Below are 18247 nucleotides of genomic sequence, written 5' to 3'. Positions count from 1 at the left end.
CTGCGCAGGGCGTCGAAGGAGGTTTTGTCGGTGGCGGGCGTTCAGCGGTCCAGCTTCATCTCTCGCCGGTACCACTGGTGGAAGTGGCGCATGCCGTCTTCCATCGGGCTTTGGTAGGGGCCGACTTCGTTGTCGCCGCGTTCCATTAGGGCGCGTCGGCCTTGGTCCATGCGCAGGGCGATTTCATCGTCCTCCACACAGGTTTCCATATAGGCGGCTTGATGGGCCTCGACGAAGTCGCGCTCAAAGGCGGCGATTTCTTCGGGGTAGTAGAACTCGACGATGTTGGCGGTCTTTTGCGGGCCTTGTGGGAACAGGGTGGACACCACCAGCACATGCGGGTACCACTCGACCATGATGTGCGGGTAGTAGGTCAGCCAGATCGCGCCGGACTCGGGCGGGCGGCCCTCGCGGTACTTGAGCAGCTGTTCATGCCAGCGCTGGTAGACCGGCGAACCGGGCTTGGCCAGGTCTTTGTGGATGCCCACGGTCTGCACCGAATGGTGCTCGCCGAACTCCCAAGCCAGGTCATCGCAAGTGACGAACTGCCCCAGACCCGGGTGGAAGGGGCCGACGTGGTAGTCCTCCAGGTAGACCTCGATGAAGGTCTTCCAGTTGTAGTCGCACTCATGCACATGGACCTTGTCCAGCACATAGCCCGAGAAATCGAGTTGGGCAGCTGCCCCTAGATTTTTCAGCGAGGCGGCGACATCGTGGCCGTTGTCCTCGAACAGCAGGCCGTTCCACTCGCGCAGCGGGTAGTTGTTCAGGTTCAGGCAGGGATCGTGGTCGAAATGCGGCGCACCGATCAGCTCGCCCTGGAGGCTGTAGGTCCAGCGGTGCAGAGGGCAGACGATGTTGCTGCGGGTGTTGCCACGGCCGCGCAGCATCACTGCCTGGCGGTGGCGGCAGACATTGGAGATCAGTTCCAGGCCCTGCGGGGTGCGCACCAGGGCGCGGCCTTCGTTTTCCTGGGGCAGGGCGTAGTGATCACCCACCTCCGGCACGGCCAGGGCGTGGCCGATATAGCGTGGGCCGGCCTTGAAGATTAGCTCTTGCTCGCGCTGGTACAGGTCCGGGTCGAAATAGGCGGTGACAGGCAGCTGGCTGGCTGCACTGGGTGCTGCGGTCGATGCTGCATGTGCAGCCGCGCCGGAGCTTTGTGGTGTTTCAATCAATGAGAGGTCGATGCTCAGGTCGGACATGATCCAAGTGGGTCTCCTAGAAACCGGGGTGTCGGCCTGTGCCGATGTGGCCCCTGACGGGGCTCGATGGGAAGATTGGGTGAAGCGCCGGGCGCCCGGCCCCCAGCAGGGGCGATTCGTTTGCGCTCGGACCGGCAAGCGGCCATCGGGCCGCGAGCAGGCAAAGAGGCGAGATTGTACCCAGGCCAACCTCCATGCGCTCCAGCATGTCAAGTTACCCGCCGTTTCAGTCGTGGCGGCCGGCTGACATTGCCGCTGCGGAGGCGCGTCGCGCACTGACTACAATCGAGGTTTGCTTGAACGAACAATGACCCGATCCAGCAGTGCCTCCAAAGCCGCATCCAAAGCCGCCCCTCCCCAGGCGGCGGAGGATCTGGCGCATCTCAGCTACGAGCATGCGCTCGGCGAGTTGGAGCGTTTGCTGGCCGATATGGAGGGCGGCCAACTGCCGCTCGATCAGTTACTGGAAAGTTACAAGCGGGGTGCCGGTCTGTTGGGGCTGTGCCGATCGCGACTGCAGGCCGTAGAACAACAAGTCAAGGTGCTGGAGGGCGAGGGATTGAAACAATGGGGAGAGTCCTGAGCGTGGATGCTGGTGTGTTTGAACAATGGATGCAGCGCTCGCTTGCTGCTTGCGAAACCGCGTTGGATGGATTCGTCCCGGTAGACGCGCCGGCCGGGATCGGTGAGGCGATGCGCTACGCCGTGCTCGACGGCGGCAAGCGCCTGCGCCCTCTGCTGGTTTTGGCGACCTGTGAAGCGGTGGCGGGTCATGCCGAGGCCGCCATGCGCGCTGCCTGTGCCGTGGAGCTGATCCACGCCTATTCCCTGGTGCACGACGACATGCCCTGCATGGACGACGATGTGCTGCGTCGCGGCAAGCCGACCGTCCACGTGCAGTTCGGCGAGGCTCAGGCCATGTTGGCGGGCGATGCCATGCAGGCTCTGGCGTTCGAGGTGTTGACGCCGGACCCGGCCGAATCGAACGTGGCGCCCGAGCTGCAGGCCCGCCTGTGCGGTCTGCTGGCCCGCGCCGCCGGTCACGCCGGCATGGCCGGCGGCCAGGCGATTGATCTGGCCAGCGTGGGCAAGCAGCTCGACGAATGCACCTTGCGTGATATGCACCGCCGCAAGACCGGCGTGCTCTTGCAAGCCAGCGTGATGATGGGAGCGGCCTGTGGTGACATCAGCCCCGTGGCCCGCCAGTGCCTGTCGGATTACGGCGCGGCTCTGGGCCTGGCCTTCCAGGTGGTCGATGACATCCTCGATGTGACCCAGGATTCGGCGGTGCTGGGCAAGACCGCCGGCAAGGACCAGGACGCCAACAAGCCGACCTACGTGTCGGTGCTAGGCCTGGAGCCGGCTCGCAATCTGGCGCGCCAGCTGCGCGATGACGCGCACCGCGCCCTGGCGGCCAGTGGCCTGCGCAACACCGCCTGGCTGGGCTTGTTGGCCGATATGGTCGTGGAACGAGACAACTGAGAAGCCGCGGCACCATCCATGAGTGACTCCTTGCTGCATACGATCAACAGCCCGGCCGATTTGCGCCGCCTGCCGCGCACCGACCTGCCCAAGCTGGCCGGTGAGCTGCGTGCCTATGTGCTGGACACCTTGTCCAATTCTCGCATCGGCGGCCATTTGGGCTCCAATCTGGGCACGGTCGAGCTGACCGTGGCTCTGCACTATGTGTTCAACACCCCGCATGACCGTTTGGTCTGGGATGTGGGTCACCAGACCTATCCGCACAAGGTGCTGACCGGCCGTCGCGACGCGCTCGCCACCATCCGCCACTTCGGGGGTATCAGCGGTTTTCCGCGGCGCGACGAGAGCGAATACGACACCTTCGGCACGGGCCACTCCAGCACCTCGATCTCGGCCGCCCATGGCATGGCCATGGCCGCCAAGATCAAGGGCGAGGACCGCAAGGCCGTGGCCATCATTGGCGACGGCGCGATGACGGCCGGCATGGCCTTCGAGGCTCTGAACAACGCCGGCGTCGCCCATGGCGGCGTGCTCGGCGATGTGCTGGTCATCCTGAACGACAACGACATGTCGATCAGCCCGCCGGTGGGCGCGCTGAACAAATACCTGGCCCGCTTGATGAGCGGCAGCTTCTACACCACGGCCCGTGAAGGCGCCAAGTCGGTGCTGAAGAACACGCCGCTGTACGAGTTCGCCAAGCGCTTCGAGGAGCACACCAAGGGCATGGTCGTGCCCGGCACCATCTTCGAGGAGTTCGGCTTCAACTATGTCGGCCCGATCGATGGCCACGACCTTGATTCCCTGATTCCGACACTGGAGAATCTGCGCAGCAAAAAAGGCCCGCAGTTCCTCCATGTGGTCACCAAAAAAGGCCAGGGTTACAAGCTGGCCGAGGCGGACCCGGTCAAGTACCACGCGGCGCCGGGCAAGTTTGACCCTTCGGTCGGCTTCGTCAAGTCGGCCACGCCGGCCAAGACCAGCTTCACCCAGGTCTTCGGCGACTGGCTCTGCGATATGGCCGAAGCCGACAGCCGCCTGATCGGCATCACGCCGGCCATGCGCGAAGGCTCGGGCATGGTGGAGTTCCACAAGCGCTTCCCGACCCGCTATCACGATGTTGGCATCGCCGAGCAGCATGCGGTGACGGTGGCTGGCGGCATGGCCTGCGAGGGCATGAAGCCGGTGGTGGCGATCTATTCCACCTTCCTGCAGCGTGCTTATGACCAATTGATCCACGACGTGGCCCTGCAGAACCTGCCGGTGCTTTTCGCGCTGGATCGCGCCGGGCTGGTTGGGGCCGATGGCGCCACCCATGCCGGCAATTACGACATCGCCTTCACTCGCTGCATCCCGAATATGGCGATGCTGACGCCAGCCGATGAAAACGAGTGCCGTCAGGCGCTGTACACGGGCTACCAGCACAGCGGCCCGGTGACCGTGCGCTACCCGCGCGGCGCCGGTGTCGGCACCGAGATCCAGAAGACCATGAGCCTCTTGCCCTGGGGCAAGGGCGAGCTGCGCCGGCAATCGAGCAAGCCGCAGTTGTCTGGCGCGGCCGGTGCGCCGCGCATCGCCATCCTGGCCTTTGGTACCTTGCTGTATCCGGCTCTGGAAGCGGCCGAGCAACTCGATGCGACAGTCGCCAATATGCGTTTTGTGAAGCCGCTCGATGTCGAGCTGCTCACCGAGCTGGCGCGCAGCCACGATGCCCTGGTCACGGTCGAAGACGGCTGCGTCATGGGCGGCGCCGGTTCGGCGGTGATGGAAGCCATGCAGGCGGCGGGCTTCAACTTGCCGGTGCTGGTGCTGGGTCTGCCCGATGAATTCATCGAGCATGGCGAGGTGCCCAAGCTGATGGCCCAGTGCGGCCTGGACGCCAGCGGCATCGAACAAGCCATCCTCAAGCGCTTCGGCGCTCGGCCCAGCTTGCTGCGTCCCGCGGCCAATCAGTGAGCGTTTTGCGAAGACCTTGCCTCGGCAAGGTCGGTCGCTTGCTGGCAAGCTGAGGCCCTCAGGGTTATCCCGATATTTCAGCGGCCGCATTGCCGGGCTGCGCACCAGATTGCATGAACCAAGTCACCAGCGCTCTCCACATTCCCGACACCCAGAGCGAGCGCGATGAGCGCCACCTCGTCATCCAGCGCGTCGGCGTCAAGGATGTGCGCTACCCGCTGCAGATTCAAATCGGCACGCAAGCGCAGCCCACCGTGGGCACCTGGACGCTGGACGTCAGCCTGCCCGCAGAGAAGAAGGGCACGCACATGTCCCGCTTCGTCGCCTGGCTGGACGCCTTGAATGCCCCGCTGGATGCGGCCTCCTTGCGCGAACTGCATGGCCAGATGCTGGCCAAGCTGGAGGCGGTCGAAGGGCGCATCGAGGTGGCGTTCAGCTTTTTCATCCGCAAGCGCGCGCCGGTCTCGGGCATCGAGAGCCTGCTGGACTATCAAGGCCGCCTGATTTCAGAAACCCGTGCCGGCCAGACGACGGTCTGGGCCGTGGTGGCCGTGCCGGTCAAGAGCCTGTGCCCTTGCTCCAAAGAAATCTCCGACTACGGCGCCCACAACCAGCGTTCGTTGGTGACGGTGCGTGCGGAAATCGGCGCCCAGCCGGTCAGCTGGCAAGAACTGGTGCGTTTCGCCGAAGAAAGCGCCTCCAGCGAAATCTGGCCCCTGCTCAAGCGCAGTGACGAGAAGTGGATCACCGAGCACGCCTACGAGAACCCCAAGTTCGTCGAAGACTTGGTGCGTGATGTGGCCCTGCGCCTGAACGCCGATCCGCGCATCGGCCGCTACACCGTCGACGTCGAGAACTTCGAGTCCATCCATAATCATTCGGCTTACGCGCGCATCGAGCGGCTCTGATTCATTCAGCGGATCGCTTGCTCCAAGGCGCTGCTCATGCGCTCAGCCTGAGCCAGCAGCGCCTGTAAAAAACTCTGCGCCAGCGGCTGCGCTGGCCGGTACAGCGGCAGCAGGGCCGAGACCTGAAAAGGCACGGACATGCTGAAGCGCCTCAGTTGCAGCCCCGGGCCGGCCAGGGCCAGCGCCGTCAAGGGATTGACGATGGCCAGGCCCAAGCCTTGCTGCACCATCGCGCACACGGCCACGGCGCTGTGGGTTTCCACGCGCAGACGGCGCTGCACGCCGGCCTCCGCGAACAAGGCATCCAGCTGCAGCCGGTAAGGGTCTTCGGCCGAGAGGCTGATGAAGTCCTGGTCGTCAAAGTCGGCCGGCTGCAAGACCTGTCGTTCCAGCAGAGGGTGGCCCGCAGGCAACACACACACCTCATCCAAGGTCAGCACCGGCACCCGCTGTGTGCCTTCGCTGCTGTGCATCTGCTGCTCGCTCAGGCCCAGGTCGAAGCGCTGGGCCGCCATCCATTCCTCCAGCAATGGTGATTCCTGCGGTGTGATGGAAAGCTGCGCCGCTGGGTGGGCAGCCAGAAATTCGGCGCAGGCGGCAGGCAGCAAGGCATGGCTGAGCGCCGGCAGGCAGAGCACGGCCAGCTGGACCTGTTCGTCCCGACCCAGCTGCGCGGCGCGGCTGCGGATGCGGTCCAGGCCCTGGTAGCTGCGCTGCACTTCCTCGAACAGCGCCAGGCCCCGCGCGGTGGCGCGCAGGCGGCCGCGTTGACGCTCGAACAAGGCATAGCCCAGCAGTTGTTCCAAGCGGGCCAGCTCGCGACTCAGCGTCGGCTGCGAGCTGCGAAGAAGCTGGGCGGCTTCGGTGACGCTGCCGGCCGTCATGACGGCGCGGAAGACTTCGATGTGGCGCAGGCTGATGTCGGGGTTCATGCTGGCAGCATATCCAAAGTGAATGAGCTGAAGACAATTCAATATTTGAATGAATGGAGCGGCGCTGGCATTCTTCGCTCATTCCCTGAACTCCTGCCCGAGAGAGTGCCCATGTCCGCTGCCACCCTGTCCCCCGCCCGCCTGCACGCCCTGGCCCAGACCTTCGGCACGCCCTTGTGGGTCTACGACGCGGGCACCATCCGTGAGCGCATCGCCGCGCTGCGGGCCTTTGATGCCATCCGCTTTGCGCAAAAAGCCTGTTCCAACACCCACATCCTGCGCTTGATGCGCGAGCAAGGCGTCAAGGTCGATGCCGTCTCTCGCGGTGAGGTCTTGCGTGCGCTGGCGGCTGGCTACCGCGCCGATGGCTCCGTGCATTCGGACATCGTTTTCACGGCAGACCTGCTGGACCGCGAGACTCTGGCGACCGTGATCGAGCACCAGGTGCCGGTCAATGCCGGCTCCATCGACATGCTGCACCAGCTGGGCGCTGCCTCACCCGACCACGGCGTCTGGCTGCGCATCAACCCCGGCTTCGGCCACGGCCACAGCAACAAGACCAACACCGGCGGCGAGCACAGCAAGCACGGCATCTGGCATGCCGATCTGCCGGCCGCGCTGGCTGCGGTGCAGGCGCACGGCCTGCACCTCATCGGCCTGCACATGCACATCGGCTCGGGCGTGGACTACCGCCATCTGTCCGAGGTCTGCGGCGCCATGGTGGACCTGGTGCGTCAGGTGCAGGCCGCGGGCATGGACCTGCAGGCAATCTCGGCCGGCGGCGGCCTGTCCATTCCTTACCGCGCCGGTGAGCCGGTCATCGACACGGCGCATTACTTCGGCCTCTGGGATCAGGCGCGCCAGCAGGCGCAAACCCTGCTGGGCCACGCGCTGCAGCTGGAGATCGAGCCGGGCCGCTACCTGGTGGCCGAGAGCGGCGTGCTGCTGGCCGAGGTGCGTGCCAGCAAGGACGTGGGCCGCAACCATTTCGTGCTGGTCGACGCCGGCTTCAATGAGCTGATGCGCCCGGCCATGTACGGTGCATTCCATGCCATGAGCCTGCTGCCCGCCGATGGCAAGGAGGCGCGCGCCGAGCGGCCCACGGTGGTCGCCGGCCCGCTCTGCGAATCGGGCGATGTGTTCACGCAAGTGGACGGTGGCGTGGTCGAGCCGCGCCTGCTGCCGGCCGCTCAGGTTGGGGATTTGCTGGTCATTCACGACACGGGGGCCTACGGCGCCTCCATGTCCAGTAACTACAACAGCCGCCCGCTGGCGGCCGAAGTGCTGGTCGACGGAGAAGAGCAGCGCTTGATCCGTCGCCGCCAGACGGTGGAAGAACTGCTGGCGCTGGAAAGCATCGGATAAGGTGACAGGCAGATGACAGTACGACATGGTCCCCGATAGTCCGGCTCAATAGGCTCAAGCAATGACAGTGATTTGATTAATCAAACCTGCAAGCCGGAGCTTGCTTTTATGATTCGGGGATTGCAGGTTTTCGAGCTTGTTTCGTTCCGTTCTGTTCTGTCTTTCAACCCAAAGGAAACGTCATGTCCCTGATCAACACCCAAGTCCAGCCCTTCAAGACCGAGGCCTTCCACAACGGCAAGTTCATCACCGTCAGCGACGAAAGCCTGAAGGGCAAGTGGTCTGTGCTGATCTTCATGCCGGCAGCCTTCACCTTCAACTGCCCGACCGAAGTCGAAGACGCGGCCGACAGCTACGCTGAGTTCCAAAAGGCTGGTGCCGAGGTCTACATCGTCACCACCGACACCCACTTCTCGCACAAGGTCTGGCACGAAACTTCGCCGGCCGTGGGCAAGGCCAAGTTCCCCCTGGTCGGCGACCCGACCCACAAGCTGACCCGCGCATTCGGCGTGCACATCGAAGAAGAAGGCCTGGCTCTGCGCGGCACCTTCGTGATCAACCCGGACGGCATCATCAAGACCGCCGAAGTTCACTCCAACGAAATCGCCCGCGACGTGTCGGAAACCCTGCGCAAGCTGAAGGCCGCCCAGTACACCGCCGCCAACCCCGGCCAGGTGTGCCCGGCCAAGTGGAAGGAAGGCGCCAAGACCATCGCTCCTTCGCTGGACCTGGTCGGCAAGATCTAAGAAGTCTTCTGACTTCGATCTGATCGAATGAAGATTGAATTCGCAGGCCCGGGAGGGCTTGCGAATCCCCCAGCGCAAGGCTTGATGTCAAAGCAACGCTGAAAGCGTCCCGGCCTCCGCCAGGGTGTTTTCAGAGTGGCTTTGCAGCGCCACGCCTGAACAACACCTAGGAGAGTCACCATGTTGGACGCCGCCCTGAAGTCCCAGCTCAAGTCTTATCTTGAGCGCGTCACCCAGCCTTTCGAGATCATTGCCAGCCTGGACCAGCGCGAGGCCTCGAGCGAATTGCTCGGCCTGCTGCAGGACATCGCGGCCATGTCCGACAAGATCATCCTCAAGACCGACGGCCAGGCTGAACGCCGCCCGTCCTTCGCGCTGAACCGCGTCGGTTCGGACATGAAGCTGAGCTTCGCCGCCATTCCGCTCGGCCATGAGTTCACCTCCCTGGTGTTGGCCCTGCTGTGGGTGGGCGGCCACCCGCCCAAGGTCGAGCCGGAAGTGCTGGAGCAGATCCGCAGCCTCGACGGCGACTACAGCTTCGAGGTGTACATGTCCCTGAGCTGCCACAACTGCCCGGACGTGGTGCAGGCGCTCAGCTTGATGGCCGTGCAGAACCCGCGCATCCAAACCGTCATCATCGACGGCGGCCTGTTCCAGGACGAGGTCAATGCCCGTGAGGTCATGGCCGTGCCCAGCATCTACCTGAACGGCCAGGTCTTCGGCTCCGGCCGCATGACGGTGGAAGAAATCGTCGCCAAGCTCGACAGCAGCACAGCCGGCAAGGACGCGGCCAAGCTCTCGGCCAAAGAGGCGTTTGATGTGCTGGTGGTCGGCGGTGGCCCGGCCGGCGCGGCCGCGGCGGTTTACGCGGCGCGCAAGGGCATTCGCACCGGCATTGCCGCCGAGCGCTTCGGTGGCCAGGTCAACGACACCTTGGCGATCGAGAACTACATCTCGGTGCTGGAAACCGATGGACCCAAGTTCGCTATGGGCTTGGAAGCCCATGTCAAAGCCTATGGCGTCGATGTGATGAATTTGCAGCGCGGGGACAGCTTGGTCCCAGCCGCTGAACCCGGCGGCCTGGTCGAGATCAAGATGGCCAATGGCGGCTCGCTGAAATCCAAGACCGTGATCCTGAGCACCGGCGCGCGCTGGCGCAATGTCAATGTGCCCGGCGAACAGCAGTACAAAAACAAGGGCGTGGCTTACTGCCCCCATTGCGACGGCCCACTGTTCAAGGGCAAGCGCGTGGCGGTGATCGGCGGCGGCAATTCCGGCGTCGAAGCCGCGATTGACCTGGCCGGCCTGGTCGCTCATGTCACCTTGATCGAGTACGGCGAGGCCTTGCGGGCCGACGCAGTGCTGGTCAGCAAGCTCAAGAGCCTGCCCAACGTCAGCATCCACACCCAGGCGCAGACCACCGAGCTGACCGGCGACGGCCACAAGCTCAACGGCCTCAGCTATACCGACCGCGCCACGGGCGAGGCGCGGCACATCGAGTTGGACGGCGTGTTCGTGCAGATCGGCCTGGTGCCCAACACCGAGTGGCTCAAGGGCGTGGTCGAACTGAGCAAGCATGGCGAGATCGTTGTCGACGCCAAGGGCCAGACCTCGGTGCCCGGCGTGTTCGCGGCCGGTGACGCCACCACCGTGCCCTACAAACAGATCATCATCGCCGCCGGTGATGGGGCCAAGTCGGCCTTGAGCGCCTTCGACTACCTGATGCGCCAGCCAGCGCTCTGAGCTTGGCGATGCAGTAGAGCCGGATTGGCGCCTGGGCTCGCCGGCCGCTTCAGCCGGCCCCCAGGCTGCGCCAAACCGGGCTCAGGCCCCAGGCCCAGGCCACCGCAGCCAGCGCTGCGGTGTAGAGGCAGGCCAGCAGGCCAACTCCCAGCGCGTACAGGACCAAGAGGCCGTCGCGCAGGGCCAGGGCCAGGCCCAGCAGCGCCAAGCAGAGGGCTGGCAGGACATTGCCCAAGGGCAGGGGCAGGAAGATCAAGCCCCCCATCAAAGCCACCAGCGCCGCCATCCCTGGCTGCGGGCCGGGCTGCGGCAGCAGGCCCGGCAGGCGCTGCGGGCGCGCGAATCGGCCCGCTTGCCCGTAGAGCCAGGCCATCAGCAGCAGCGCCCGGCGCGCCCAGCGGGCCGGCATCTGAAAACCCGCCACCCGCTGTGGCAGCGCACCTAGGCGCTCGCCGCGCCACAAGGGCAGGGCCAACATCATCAGTGCCAGGCCCATGACATTGCCGACCCCCGGCACCGGCAGCACGCAAGGTGCTGCGAGCAGCAGCAAGAGCGAGCCCAAGGCGGCGGAGCCCTGCCAGGCGGCCAGCTGAGCCAGGGTGACGGGTGTCGCCGTCAGACCCTCCGCCGCGGCGCGCAAGCGCAGTTCCGGTGAATGTAGCGGCGGCTCCTCCGTCGGTGGCAGTGGGCGAGTTGCGGGATCGGTCGACATAGAGGTTCAAGTGTCCCTGGCGCGTGTGACGGCCGTGTGCGGCGTTGCTATGACAGCGCATGCGCAGCTTCATGACAGCGTCACGGCTTCTTCATCAAGCCTGCCTAGACTCGCCAGCCATTGGTCGACCCGGCCGCTTCTTCGACCACACCCATGATGGCCCGACTCCTCGGTCTGCTCTTGCTGGCCAGCCTGCTCAGCGCCTGTTCACCACGCCTGCTGCTGGTGCGCGGCGTGGCCGACGAGTTGGCCGCTCAGGGCCAGGCGGAGGAGGAAGACCTGGGCCTTGCGCGCGAGGCCGGCGCTTTTTACCTGAAGCTGTCGGAATCGCTGCTGCGCCAGACCCCGGGCCATCTCGCCCTGGCCGAATCGGTGGCCGGCGGCTTCACGCAGTACAGCTATGCCTTTGTGGCTTTCGAGGCCGAGCGCCTGGACGGCCGCGATGCCCGCGCCGCGCAGCTGCTGCGCCAGCGCGCTGCTCGCCTGTACCAGCGCGCCCAGCGCCACGCCATGACGGCGCTGGAGCTGCATCACGGCGGCACCCTGCTCAAAGCCTTGCAGGCCGGGCAGCCTCTTTCTGCGCTGCCGGCGCTGCCGCCCGAACAAGTGGGCCTGGCCTACTGGGCCGCGGCCTCCTGGGGCGCCGCCATTTCTCTGTCCAAGGACCGCCCCGAAGCCGTGGCCGATCTGCCCACGGTGCAGCGCCTGGCCGAGCTGGCCTGGATGACCCGGCCCGAGCATGGCGACGGCGCGCTGGCCGGCTTGCTGGGCACGCTGGAGGCGGCCCGCCCGGGCGGCAGCAGCGCCCGCGCTGAAGCCCTGTTCGCGCAGGCCATCGCCGCCGGCGGCGGCCGCAATGCCGGTGTCTACGTCGGCAAGGCCGAGTCCCTGGCCCAGCCGGCCGGCGACCGCGCGGCCTTCGAAGCCTTGCTGCGCCAGGCCTTGGCCGTGCCCGGCAACAGCCTGGGCAACCAGGTGATGCGCGTGCGCGCGCAATGGCTGCTCGACAGCGCCGACGATTTGTTCTGAGGCCGGCGCGGCCTCTTGAGCCCTCTCTCACTCCGCCGAACTGCGAATCCACCATGACACGATTGAACCGTCGCCACGCCGCCGCCCTCTTGCTGGCCCTGTCCACCGCTGCCACCTCCTGGGCGCAAGCGCCGGTGCAGCTGCGCATCGGCAGCCTGGTGCCCAAGAATTCGCAGTACCACCAGCAGCTGATGGAGATGGGCGAGGGCTGGCGGGCGGCGCAGGGCGGCAATGCCCGTTTTGTGGTGTTCACCGATGGCAGCCAGGGCGGCGAGGCCGAGCTGGCGCGGCGCATGCGCATCGGCCAGCTGCAAGGCGCGCTGATGTCGGTGGTGGGCTTGCGCGAGATCGAGCCGACGGTGGCCGCCTTGCAGAACCTGCCCCTGCTGTTCCGCAGCTGGGAGGAGGTCGACCATGTGCGCGAGAAGATGCGCCCGGCCATGGAGCAGCGCTTTCTCGAACGCGGCTTTGTGGTGGTGGCCTGGGGCGATGCCGGCTGGGTGCGCTTCTTCTCCAAGGAGCCGGCGTCGCGGCCCGATGACTTCAAGCGCATGAAATTCTTTGCCTGGGGTTCGGAGCCCGAGCAGCAGGCCATCATGAAGAACCTCGGCTACACGCCGGTGCCGCTGGAAACCGCCGACATCCTGCCGGCCATGCAGACCGGCATGATCAGCGTGGTGCCCTCGACGCCGTATTTCGCCCTGGCCAGCCAGATCTACAACACCGCCTCGAACATGCTGGACATCAACTGGGCGCCCATCGTCGGCGCCCTGGTGGTCACCAAGAAAGCCTGGGACGCCATGACGCCGGCGGCGCAGCAGGCGCTCAAGACCGGCGGCGAAAAGGCCGGCGTGGCGATGCGCCAGCAGGCGCGCCGCGAGGTGGACGAAGCAGTGGAGGCCATGAAGAAGCGCGGCCTCAAGGTCAACAAACCCTCACCCGAGCAGATGCGCGAATGGAACGAGCTGGCCGAGCGCCTCTACCCGCGCATCCGCGGCAGCATGGTGCCGGCCGAAACTTTTGACGAGGTGTTCCTGCATCTGAAGGCCTACCGCGCCGGCAAGGGGCAGTGAGCATGGCCGAGCAAGCCGTGCCAGGCACGCCGGGCGTGCCGGAGCGAACGCGCGAGGCCGGTGTGGCCCGCTGGCTGGGCCGCTTCGATGAGGGCCTGGCCTCGGCCGCGCTGGCCCTGATGGTGCTCCTGCCTCTGGCCGAGATCGCGCTGCGCCCCTTGATGGGCCGCGGTATCGAGAACGCCTCCGTGCTGGTCCAGCATCTGGGCCTGCTGCTGGCCATGTTCGGTGCCGTCGCAGCCGAGCGTCATGGCCATCTCAGCACCTTGGGCAGCGGCTTGGGGCAGCGTGGCAGTGAACGCAGCCGGGCCCTGGTGCAGGCGGCGGCCAAGGGCAGCGCCGCGCTGCTCTGCGGCATGCTGGCCTGGGCCAGTTGGAGTTTTGTCGCCAGCGAACTGGAGACGGCGCATCCGCTCGCTTATGGCCTGCCGACCTGGTGGGTTCAGGCTGCCATGCCGCTTGGTTTCGCCCTGCTGGGGCTGAGGCTGGCCAGCCGTTGCGCTCAGGGCCTGTGGCTTCGCTTGGCCCTGTGTTTGACCCTGCCGCTGGCCGGCTGGCTGCTGGCCGCCGCGGGCGAGGGCCAGGGTGGCCCGCTCTGGCCGGCGCTGACCCTGCTCCTGCTGGCGCTGCTGGCCGGTGTCCCGGTGTTCGCGGTCCTGGGCGGCTTGGCGCTGGCCCTGTTCTGGAGCGACGGCCTGCCGCTGGCCTCCATCGCGCTGTCGCATTACCAGATCACGGTCAACCCTTCGCTGCCGGCCTTGCCGCTGTTCACCCTGGCCGGCCTGGTGATGGCGCGCACCGGCGCGGCGCAGCGCCTGGGCGCCTTGTTTGTGGCCCTGTTTGGCGGCGGCGCGCGCGGCACGGTGCTGGCGGCGGCCGTGCTCTGTTCGGCCTTCACCGCCTTCACCGGCGGCAGCGGCGTGACCATTCTGGCGCTCGGCGGCCTGCTGCTGCCCTTGCTGCGCAATGCCGGCTACCCCGAGCAACGCGGCATCGGCCTGGTCACCAGTGCCAGTGCCCTGGGTGTGCTGCTGGCGCCCTCGGTGCCGCTGATCATGTATGCCGTGATCGCCCGCGTGCCCATCATGGACATGTTCCTGGCCGGCCTGCTGCCGGCTCTGGTGATGGTGGCTTGTCTGCTGCTGTTTGGTGGCTTTCTGCGCGGCAGCGCGTCTGCTGCATCAGAAGCGGGCGTGCGGCCCAATCTACGCCAGGCCCTGGCGGCGGCCTGGACGGCCAAGTGGGAGCTGCTGGCGCCTGTGGTGGCGATCGGCTCGCTGGCCAGCGGCCTGGCCACACCGACCGAGAGTGCCGCGCTGACGGCAGCCTATGCCTTGCTGACCCAGGCGCTGGCCCACCGCGAGCTCAGCTGGCGCTTGCTCGGGCGCTGCCTCTCGGAGTGCGCGCAGCTGATCGGCGGCGTGATGCTGATCCTGGGCATGGCCCTGGCGCTGACCAATTTCCTCGTCGATGCGGGCATCCCCGATCTGGCGGTGGAATGGGTGCAGGGCGCGATTCCCAACAAATACCTGTTCCTGCTGGCGCTGTGCGCCTTTCTGTTCCTGGCCGCCGCCTTGATGGAGATCTTCGCCGCCATCGCGGTGCTGGTGCCACTGTTGTTGCCATTGGCCCAGAGCTACGGCATCGACCCCGTCCACTTCGGCATCATCTTCCTGGCGGCCATGGAGGTCGGCTTCCTGTGCCCGCCCGCCGGCATGAACATCTACTTTGCCGCCGCGATGTTCAACAAGTCCATCCGCTATGTCGCCCGCGCGGTGCTGCCGGCCATGCTGGCCATCTTCGTGGGCACGCTCTTGGTGGCGGTGCTGCCGGTGCTCAGCACCGGGCTGGCCGCGCTGCTGGCCATGGGGCCAGTCGGCTGAGCGGCCTCGCGTATGGGCTGGCTTGAAGCGGAGCCCTGCGGTGGGCAAGCGGCTCCCGCCGCCGTCCGAGCCGGCCCCTACACTGCGCGCCTATGGAATTCAGCCGCCATGACCATGAGCGACGGATGCATGCGGTCCTGCGCTACATCGATGCGCATCTTGCCGAGCCCCTGAGCCTGGCCCTTCTGGCCGAGCTTGCGCATTTCTCACCGTTTCATTTCCATCGCCTGTTCGCCGCCTGGATGGGCGGGGAGACGCTGGGTGAGTACCTCGGTCGACGCCGTCTTGAGCTTGCTGCGCATCGAATGTGGGCCCAGCCACGCTTGCCGGTGCTGGACGCGGCGCTGAGCGTCGGCTTTGCCTCGGGTGAAGCCTTTGCGCGTGCGTTCAAGAAGCGATTCGGCCTTTCGCCGACGGTCTGGCGAGCGCAGGTTCGGCAAGACCGCAATCTGGATCAGGTCGAAAGCAAGCTCGATCAGGCAGGCCAGGGCATGCCTTTCGACAATGGCACTTCGACTTTCACTCCCAGTGCTTTTGCCATGAATGTTCGCTTTGTCGAGCGGTCCGAGACCGAGATCAGCTACCTGCGTTACGAAGGTCCCTTGGGCCAGCCGGTGCAGGAATTCTGGCGCCACAGGGTCAGGCCTTGGTTGCATCAGAACGGCTTGCAGAAGCAGGCCTTGTTTGGTGTCAGCCTGGACGACCCCGGTGTCTCTGACCCCGAGCGCTGCCGCTACGACGCCGCAGCCGAGGTGCCGCCGTCCTTTGTGCCTGGCCCTGGGCGCTTGTTGGACCGCTTGCCCGGCGGTCTTTACGCGGTGCTGCCGTACTTGGGGACCGCTGAGCAGATCGGTGCGGCATGGACGGCCTTGCTGCGGGACTGGCTGCCGGACAGCGGATGGCAGTTGGATGCGCGGCCCTGCTTCGAGCACTACCCGGTCGGGGCCTTCTTCGATGAGGCCAGTGGCAGCTTTGCGTGCGAAATCTGCATTCCGGTGCAAGCGCTATGAAGGCGCTCGCATGGCTTCGTGACTTCGGCGCATGCCTGCTCTGCTGCGCCATGGCGCTGTCGGCGCAGGCGCAGGTGGGTTTGCAGCAACGCGTCTGGACCGACCCCACGCGCCAGGCCTGGGGCAGCGAGGCGGCGCGGCCGGTGAAGGTCACGCTCTGGTATCCCGCTGCCGCAGGCGTGCCGGTGCAAAGCCTGCCCGCAGGACCCTTTGATCTGGAGCCCGTGGCCATCGGCGCTGCCGCAGCGGACAGTCCTCGACGCCTGCCTTTGCTACTGCTGTCTCATGGCACCGGAGGCAGCGCCATGGCCATGGCATGGCTGGGCCACGCGCTGGCGCGGCAAGGCTATCTGGTGGCGGCCCCCGACCATCACGGCAACAGCGCTGCGGAAGGCAGTTACCAGCTTGAAGCCTTCATCGCCTGGTGGGACCGTCCGCGTGATTTGACCGTTCTGTTGGATCGCCTGCTCGCCGACCCTGTGTGGGGGCCGCGTGTCGATACGCAGCGCATTGGGGTGATCGGTTTTTCGCTCGGGGGCTACACGGCGCTGGCCAGCCTGGGTGCACGCCTGGATCCGCAGGCTTTGCAGCGTTTCCTGGAGCCTTGCCTGAAAGCGAGCTCCTGCCCCTTGCCGCCCGAGATCTCTGCGCGATTCCAAGCCTCCGATGTGAGCCGCGCCCTTCAAGAGGGCAGTGGTCTGCAGGCCAGCCTGGCCGACGCGGGCCGGGACTGGCGCGATGGGCGCATCCGCGCCGGCCTGGTTCTGGCGCCTGTGCATGGACGACTGACGAGCCAGGAAAGTCTCGCAGGCATACAGCGCCCCGTGCATCTGATCGCGTCCGACGCCGACGACCAAGCACCCGCAGCGCTCACCGCAAGACTTGCGGCCTCATCCTTGCCCGCTGCCACCTTGCATGTGCTGAGCGATGCCACGCACTACAGCTTTGTCTCGCCTTGCACAGCGCAAGGACAGCAGATGGCCCCGGCAATCTGCGCGGACCCGAAAGGCTTTGAACGCAGGGCACTGCATGAAATGCTCCGGCGCGAAACTGTGGCCTTCTTTGTCCGAACGCTGGCGGAAGAATAAATAGGCAAGACCAGCCGCAGCTCTAAGCCGCAGAACTTTCATCCACAACCGAGCTCGTGGCTTGGCTGTGCATGCGCCACCAGCCTTCCAGGCTGTAGATCGCCAGGGCCGCCCAGATCAGGCCGAAGCCGACCAGGCGGGTGGCTGCAAAGGGCTCGTGATAGAGCCAGACGCCCAGCATGAACTGGATGCTGGGCGAGATGTACTGCAGCAGGCCGAGCGTGGCCATGGGGATGCGGCGCGCGCCGGCGGCAAACAGAAGCAAGGGCGCGGCGGTCAGGGGGCCGGCGAACAGCAACCAGAGCAGGGTGGAGGGCGCTTCGGCGCCTTGCGCCAGGGCGCTCTGGCCCTGCCAGGTCCACCAGGCCATGGCGGCGGCGGCCAGAGGGGCGAGCAGCAGGGTTTCCAGGGTCAGGCCCTCCAGCGCACCGAGCGGGGCGATCTTGCGCAGCAGGCCGTAGACGCCGAAGCTGGCCGCCAGCACCAGAGCCACCCAGGGCAGACGCCCGGTCTGCAGCGTCAGCCAGAGCACGCCGGCCGTGGCCAGGCCCACGGCCAGCCACTGCATCGGCCGCGGCCGCTCGTGGAGCACCGCAAAGCCCAGGGCCACATTGACCAGGGGGTTGATGAAATAGCCCAGGCTGGCGTCCAGCACATGGTCGTTCTGCACCGCCCAGACGTAGGTCAACCAGTTCACCGACAAGAGCAGGGCCGAGAGCAGAAAGGCTGCCAGCACCTTGGGCTGGCGCAGCACCTGGCCCAGCCAGGCCCAGCGCTTGAGCACCGCCAGCACGCCCAGCAAGAACACCATGCACCAGAGCGTGCGGTGGGCGACCACTTCCAGCGAGGGCACTTGAGCGATTTGCTTGAAGTAGAGCGGGAACAGGCCCCAGAGGGTGTAGGACAGGGCGGCGAAGAGCACCCCACGGCTGGCCGATGCGGCGGCTGAAGACGATGTGGCTGGGCTGCTGTTCATCCCCGCATTGTCAGCCCAGCCTGGCGTGCTGGCTGGGGGCGGCTCTGCTGCGGGTGTCAAAAGTCATGCCGGGCAAATACCTGCTTCGCAGGGCGGAGTGCGCATGGCCCAATCGCGAATCCTTTGGCGCGCGAGTGGTGAG

The 18247-nt window shown here is 66.1% G+C and carries 16 protein-coding genes; 12 read left to right on the top strand and 4 right to left on the bottom strand.

The genetic code is table 11. The features are described from left to right. Nucleotides 1–41 precede the first annotated feature (41 nt). Nucleotides 42–1205, bottom strand: coding sequence for an aromatic ring-hydroxylating oxygenase subunit alpha (locus tag ACQY39_RS20680; RefSeq protein ID WP_428509427.1), 1164 nt, complete (start codon nucleotides 1203–1205; stop codon nucleotides 42–44). Nucleotides 1206–1512: 307 nt separating this feature from the next. Here ACQY39_RS20680 and xseB point away from each other — a divergent pair, with 307 nt between their 5' ends. From xseB to folE2, 4 genes are all read left to right on the top strand, one after another. Further along, the gene (gene xseB, locus ACQY39_RS20675; RefSeq protein ID WP_428509425.1) at nucleotides 1513–1788 is read left to right on the top strand and encodes an exodeoxyribonuclease VII small subunit; all 276 of its coding nucleotides are present in this window, start codon (nucleotides 1513–1515) and stop codon (nucleotides 1786–1788) included. A 29-nt stretch (nucleotides 1789–1817) separates the two neighbouring features. Next, a complete protein-coding gene (locus ACQY39_RS20670) occupies nucleotides 1818–2687 on the top strand; it encodes a polyprenyl synthetase family protein (RefSeq protein ID WP_428510892.1) in 870 nt (289 codons plus the stop codon). Nucleotides 2688–2705: 18 nt separating this feature from the next. Further along, nucleotides 2706–4640: a 1-deoxy-D-xylulose-5-phosphate synthase gene (dxs, locus tag ACQY39_RS20665; protein ID WP_428509423.1), complete on the top strand. Its 1935-nt coding sequence runs from the start codon at nucleotides 2706–2708 to the stop codon at nucleotides 4638–4640. Nucleotides 4641–4753: 113 nt separating this feature from the next. Beyond that, on the top strand, nucleotides 4754–5548 hold the full coding sequence (gene folE2 / locus ACQY39_RS20660; protein ID WP_428509421.1) for a GTP cyclohydrolase FolE2: 795 nt from the start codon (nucleotides 4754–4756) through the stop codon (nucleotides 5546–5548). 5 nt (nucleotides 5549–5553) lie between these two features. Here the strand turns inward: folE2 and ACQY39_RS20655 are convergent, their stop codons facing one another. Further along, nucleotides 5554–6480 carry a LysR family transcriptional regulator gene (locus ACQY39_RS20655; RefSeq protein ID WP_428509419.1) on the bottom strand — a complete coding sequence of 309 codons (927 nt, stop codon included), beginning with the start codon at nucleotides 6478–6480 and terminating at the stop codon, nucleotides 5554–5556. A 111-nt stretch (nucleotides 6481–6591) separates the two neighbouring features. Between ACQY39_RS20655 and lysA the strand changes: the two genes are divergently transcribed. From lysA to ahpF, 3 genes are all read left to right on the top strand, one after another. Then, nucleotides 6592–7845, top strand: coding sequence for a diaminopimelate decarboxylase (lysA, locus tag ACQY39_RS20650; protein WP_428509417.1), 1254 nt, complete (start codon nucleotides 6592–6594; stop codon nucleotides 7843–7845). A 182-nt stretch (nucleotides 7846–8027) separates the two neighbouring features. Beyond that, nucleotides 8028–8591, top strand: coding sequence for an alkyl hydroperoxide reductase subunit C (gene ahpC / locus ACQY39_RS20645; RefSeq protein ID WP_263518217.1), 564 nt, complete (start codon nucleotides 8028–8030; stop codon nucleotides 8589–8591). 180 nt (nucleotides 8592–8771) lie between these two features. Further along, a complete protein-coding gene (gene ahpF, locus ACQY39_RS20640; RefSeq protein WP_428509415.1) occupies nucleotides 8772–10334 on the top strand; it encodes an alkyl hydroperoxide reductase subunit F in 1563 nt (520 codons plus the stop codon). A gap of 49 nt (nucleotides 10335–10383) precedes the next feature. On the opposite strand, the gene ACQY39_RS20635 is transcribed toward ahpF, so the two are convergent. Beyond that, nucleotides 10384–10974, bottom strand: coding sequence for an exopolysaccharide biosynthesis protein (locus ACQY39_RS20635; protein WP_428509413.1), 591 nt, complete (start codon nucleotides 10972–10974; stop codon nucleotides 10384–10386). 225 nt (nucleotides 10975–11199) lie between these two features. Between ACQY39_RS20635 and ACQY39_RS20630 the strand changes: the two genes are divergently transcribed. The 5 genes from ACQY39_RS20630 to ACQY39_RS20610 all read left to right on the top strand — a co-directional run bounded on the left by ACQY39_RS20630 (nucleotide 11200) and on the right by ACQY39_RS20610 (nucleotide 17129). After that, a complete protein-coding gene (locus ACQY39_RS20630) occupies nucleotides 11200–12075 on the top strand; it encodes a TRAP transporter TatT component family protein (RefSeq protein WP_428509411.1) in 876 nt (291 codons plus the stop codon). 53 nt (nucleotides 12076–12128) lie between these two features. Then, nucleotides 12129–13148 (top strand): TRAP transporter substrate-binding protein DctP, encoded by a 1020-nt coding sequence (gene dctP, locus ACQY39_RS20625; protein WP_428509409.1) that lies wholly within the window; start codon nucleotides 12129–12131, stop codon nucleotides 13146–13148. 2 nt (nucleotides 13149–13150) lie between these two features. Further along, the gene (locus ACQY39_RS20620; protein ID WP_428509407.1) at nucleotides 13151–15031 is read left to right on the top strand and encodes a TRAP transporter large permease subunit; all 1881 of its coding nucleotides are present in this window, start codon (nucleotides 13151–13153) and stop codon (nucleotides 15029–15031) included. Between the two features lie 92 nt (nucleotides 15032–15123). Next, nucleotides 15124–16041 (top strand): AraC family transcriptional regulator, encoded by a 918-nt coding sequence (locus ACQY39_RS20615; protein WP_428509405.1) that lies wholly within the window; start codon nucleotides 15124–15126, stop codon nucleotides 16039–16041. Next, entirely contained in the window at nucleotides 16038–17129 is a 1092-nt protein-coding gene (locus ACQY39_RS20610; protein ID WP_428509403.1) for an alpha/beta hydrolase family protein, read from the top strand. Before ACQY39_RS20615 ends, ACQY39_RS20610 begins: the two co-directional genes overlap by 4 nt. 22 nt (nucleotides 17130–17151) lie before the next feature. Here the strand turns inward: ACQY39_RS20610 and rarD are convergent, their stop codons facing one another. Further along, a complete protein-coding gene (rarD, locus tag ACQY39_RS20605) occupies nucleotides 17152–18105 on the bottom strand; it encodes an EamA family transporter RarD (RefSeq protein ID WP_428509401.1) in 954 nt (317 codons plus the stop codon). Nucleotides 18106–18247 lie beyond the last annotated feature (142 nt).

It is taken from the genome of Roseateles sp. (assembly GCF_965262435.1).
Classification (GTDB): domain Bacteria; phylum Pseudomonadota; class Gammaproteobacteria; order Burkholderiales; family Burkholderiaceae_C; genus Paucibacter_A.
Note: the sequence above shows the minus strand (reverse complement) of the source record. Positions and strands in the feature narration are given on the sequence as shown.

What these genes read in the sequence shown, in the direction of transcription:
- ACQY39_RS20680 (WP_428509427.1), bottom strand. Translation starts at nt 1,205, where the DNA reads ATGTCCGACCTGAGCATCGACCTCTCATTGATTGAAACACCACAAAGC.
- xseB (WP_428509425.1), top strand. Translation starts at nt 1,513, where the DNA reads ATGACCCGATCCAGCAGTGCCTCCAAAGCCGCATCCAAAGCCGCCCCT.
- ACQY39_RS20670 (WP_428510892.1), top strand. Translation starts at nt 1,818, where the DNA reads ATGCAGCGCTCGCTTGCTGCTTGCGAAACCGCGTTGGATGGATTCGTC.
- dxs (WP_428509423.1), top strand. Translation starts at nt 2,706, where the DNA reads ATGAGTGACTCCTTGCTGCATACGATCAACAGCCCGGCCGATTTGCGC.
- folE2 (WP_428509421.1), top strand. Translation starts at nt 4,754, where the DNA reads ATGAACCAAGTCACCAGCGCTCTCCACATTCCCGACACCCAGAGCGAG.
- ACQY39_RS20655 (WP_428509419.1), bottom strand. Translation starts at nt 6,480, where the DNA reads ATGAACCCCGACATCAGCCTGCGCCACATCGAAGTCTTCCGCGCCGTC.
- lysA (WP_428509417.1), top strand. Translation starts at nt 6,592, where the DNA reads ATGTCCGCTGCCACCCTGTCCCCCGCCCGCCTGCACGCCCTGGCCCAG.
- ahpC (WP_263518217.1), top strand. Translation starts at nt 8,028, where the DNA reads ATGTCCCTGATCAACACCCAAGTCCAGCCCTTCAAGACCGAGGCCTTC.
- ahpF (WP_428509415.1), top strand. Translation starts at nt 8,772, where the DNA reads ATGTTGGACGCCGCCCTGAAGTCCCAGCTCAAGTCTTATCTTGAGCGC.
- ACQY39_RS20630 (WP_428509411.1), top strand. Translation starts at nt 11,200, where the DNA reads ATGATGGCCCGACTCCTCGGTCTGCTCTTGCTGGCCAGCCTGCTCAGC.
- dctP (WP_428509409.1), top strand. Translation starts at nt 12,129, where the DNA reads ATGACACGATTGAACCGTCGCCACGCCGCCGCCCTCTTGCTGGCCCTG.
- ACQY39_RS20620 (WP_428509407.1), top strand. Translation starts at nt 13,151, where the DNA reads ATGGCCGAGCAAGCCGTGCCAGGCACGCCGGGCGTGCCGGAGCGAACG.
- ACQY39_RS20615 (WP_428509405.1), top strand. Translation starts at nt 15,124, where the DNA reads ATGGAATTCAGCCGCCATGACCATGAGCGACGGATGCATGCGGTCCTG.
- ACQY39_RS20610 (WP_428509403.1), top strand. Translation starts at nt 16,038, where the DNA reads ATGAAGGCGCTCGCATGGCTTCGTGACTTCGGCGCATGCCTGCTCTGC.
- rarD (WP_428509401.1), bottom strand. Translation starts at nt 18,105, where the DNA reads ATGAACAGCAGCCCAGCCACATCGTCTTCAGCCGCCGCATCGGCCAGC.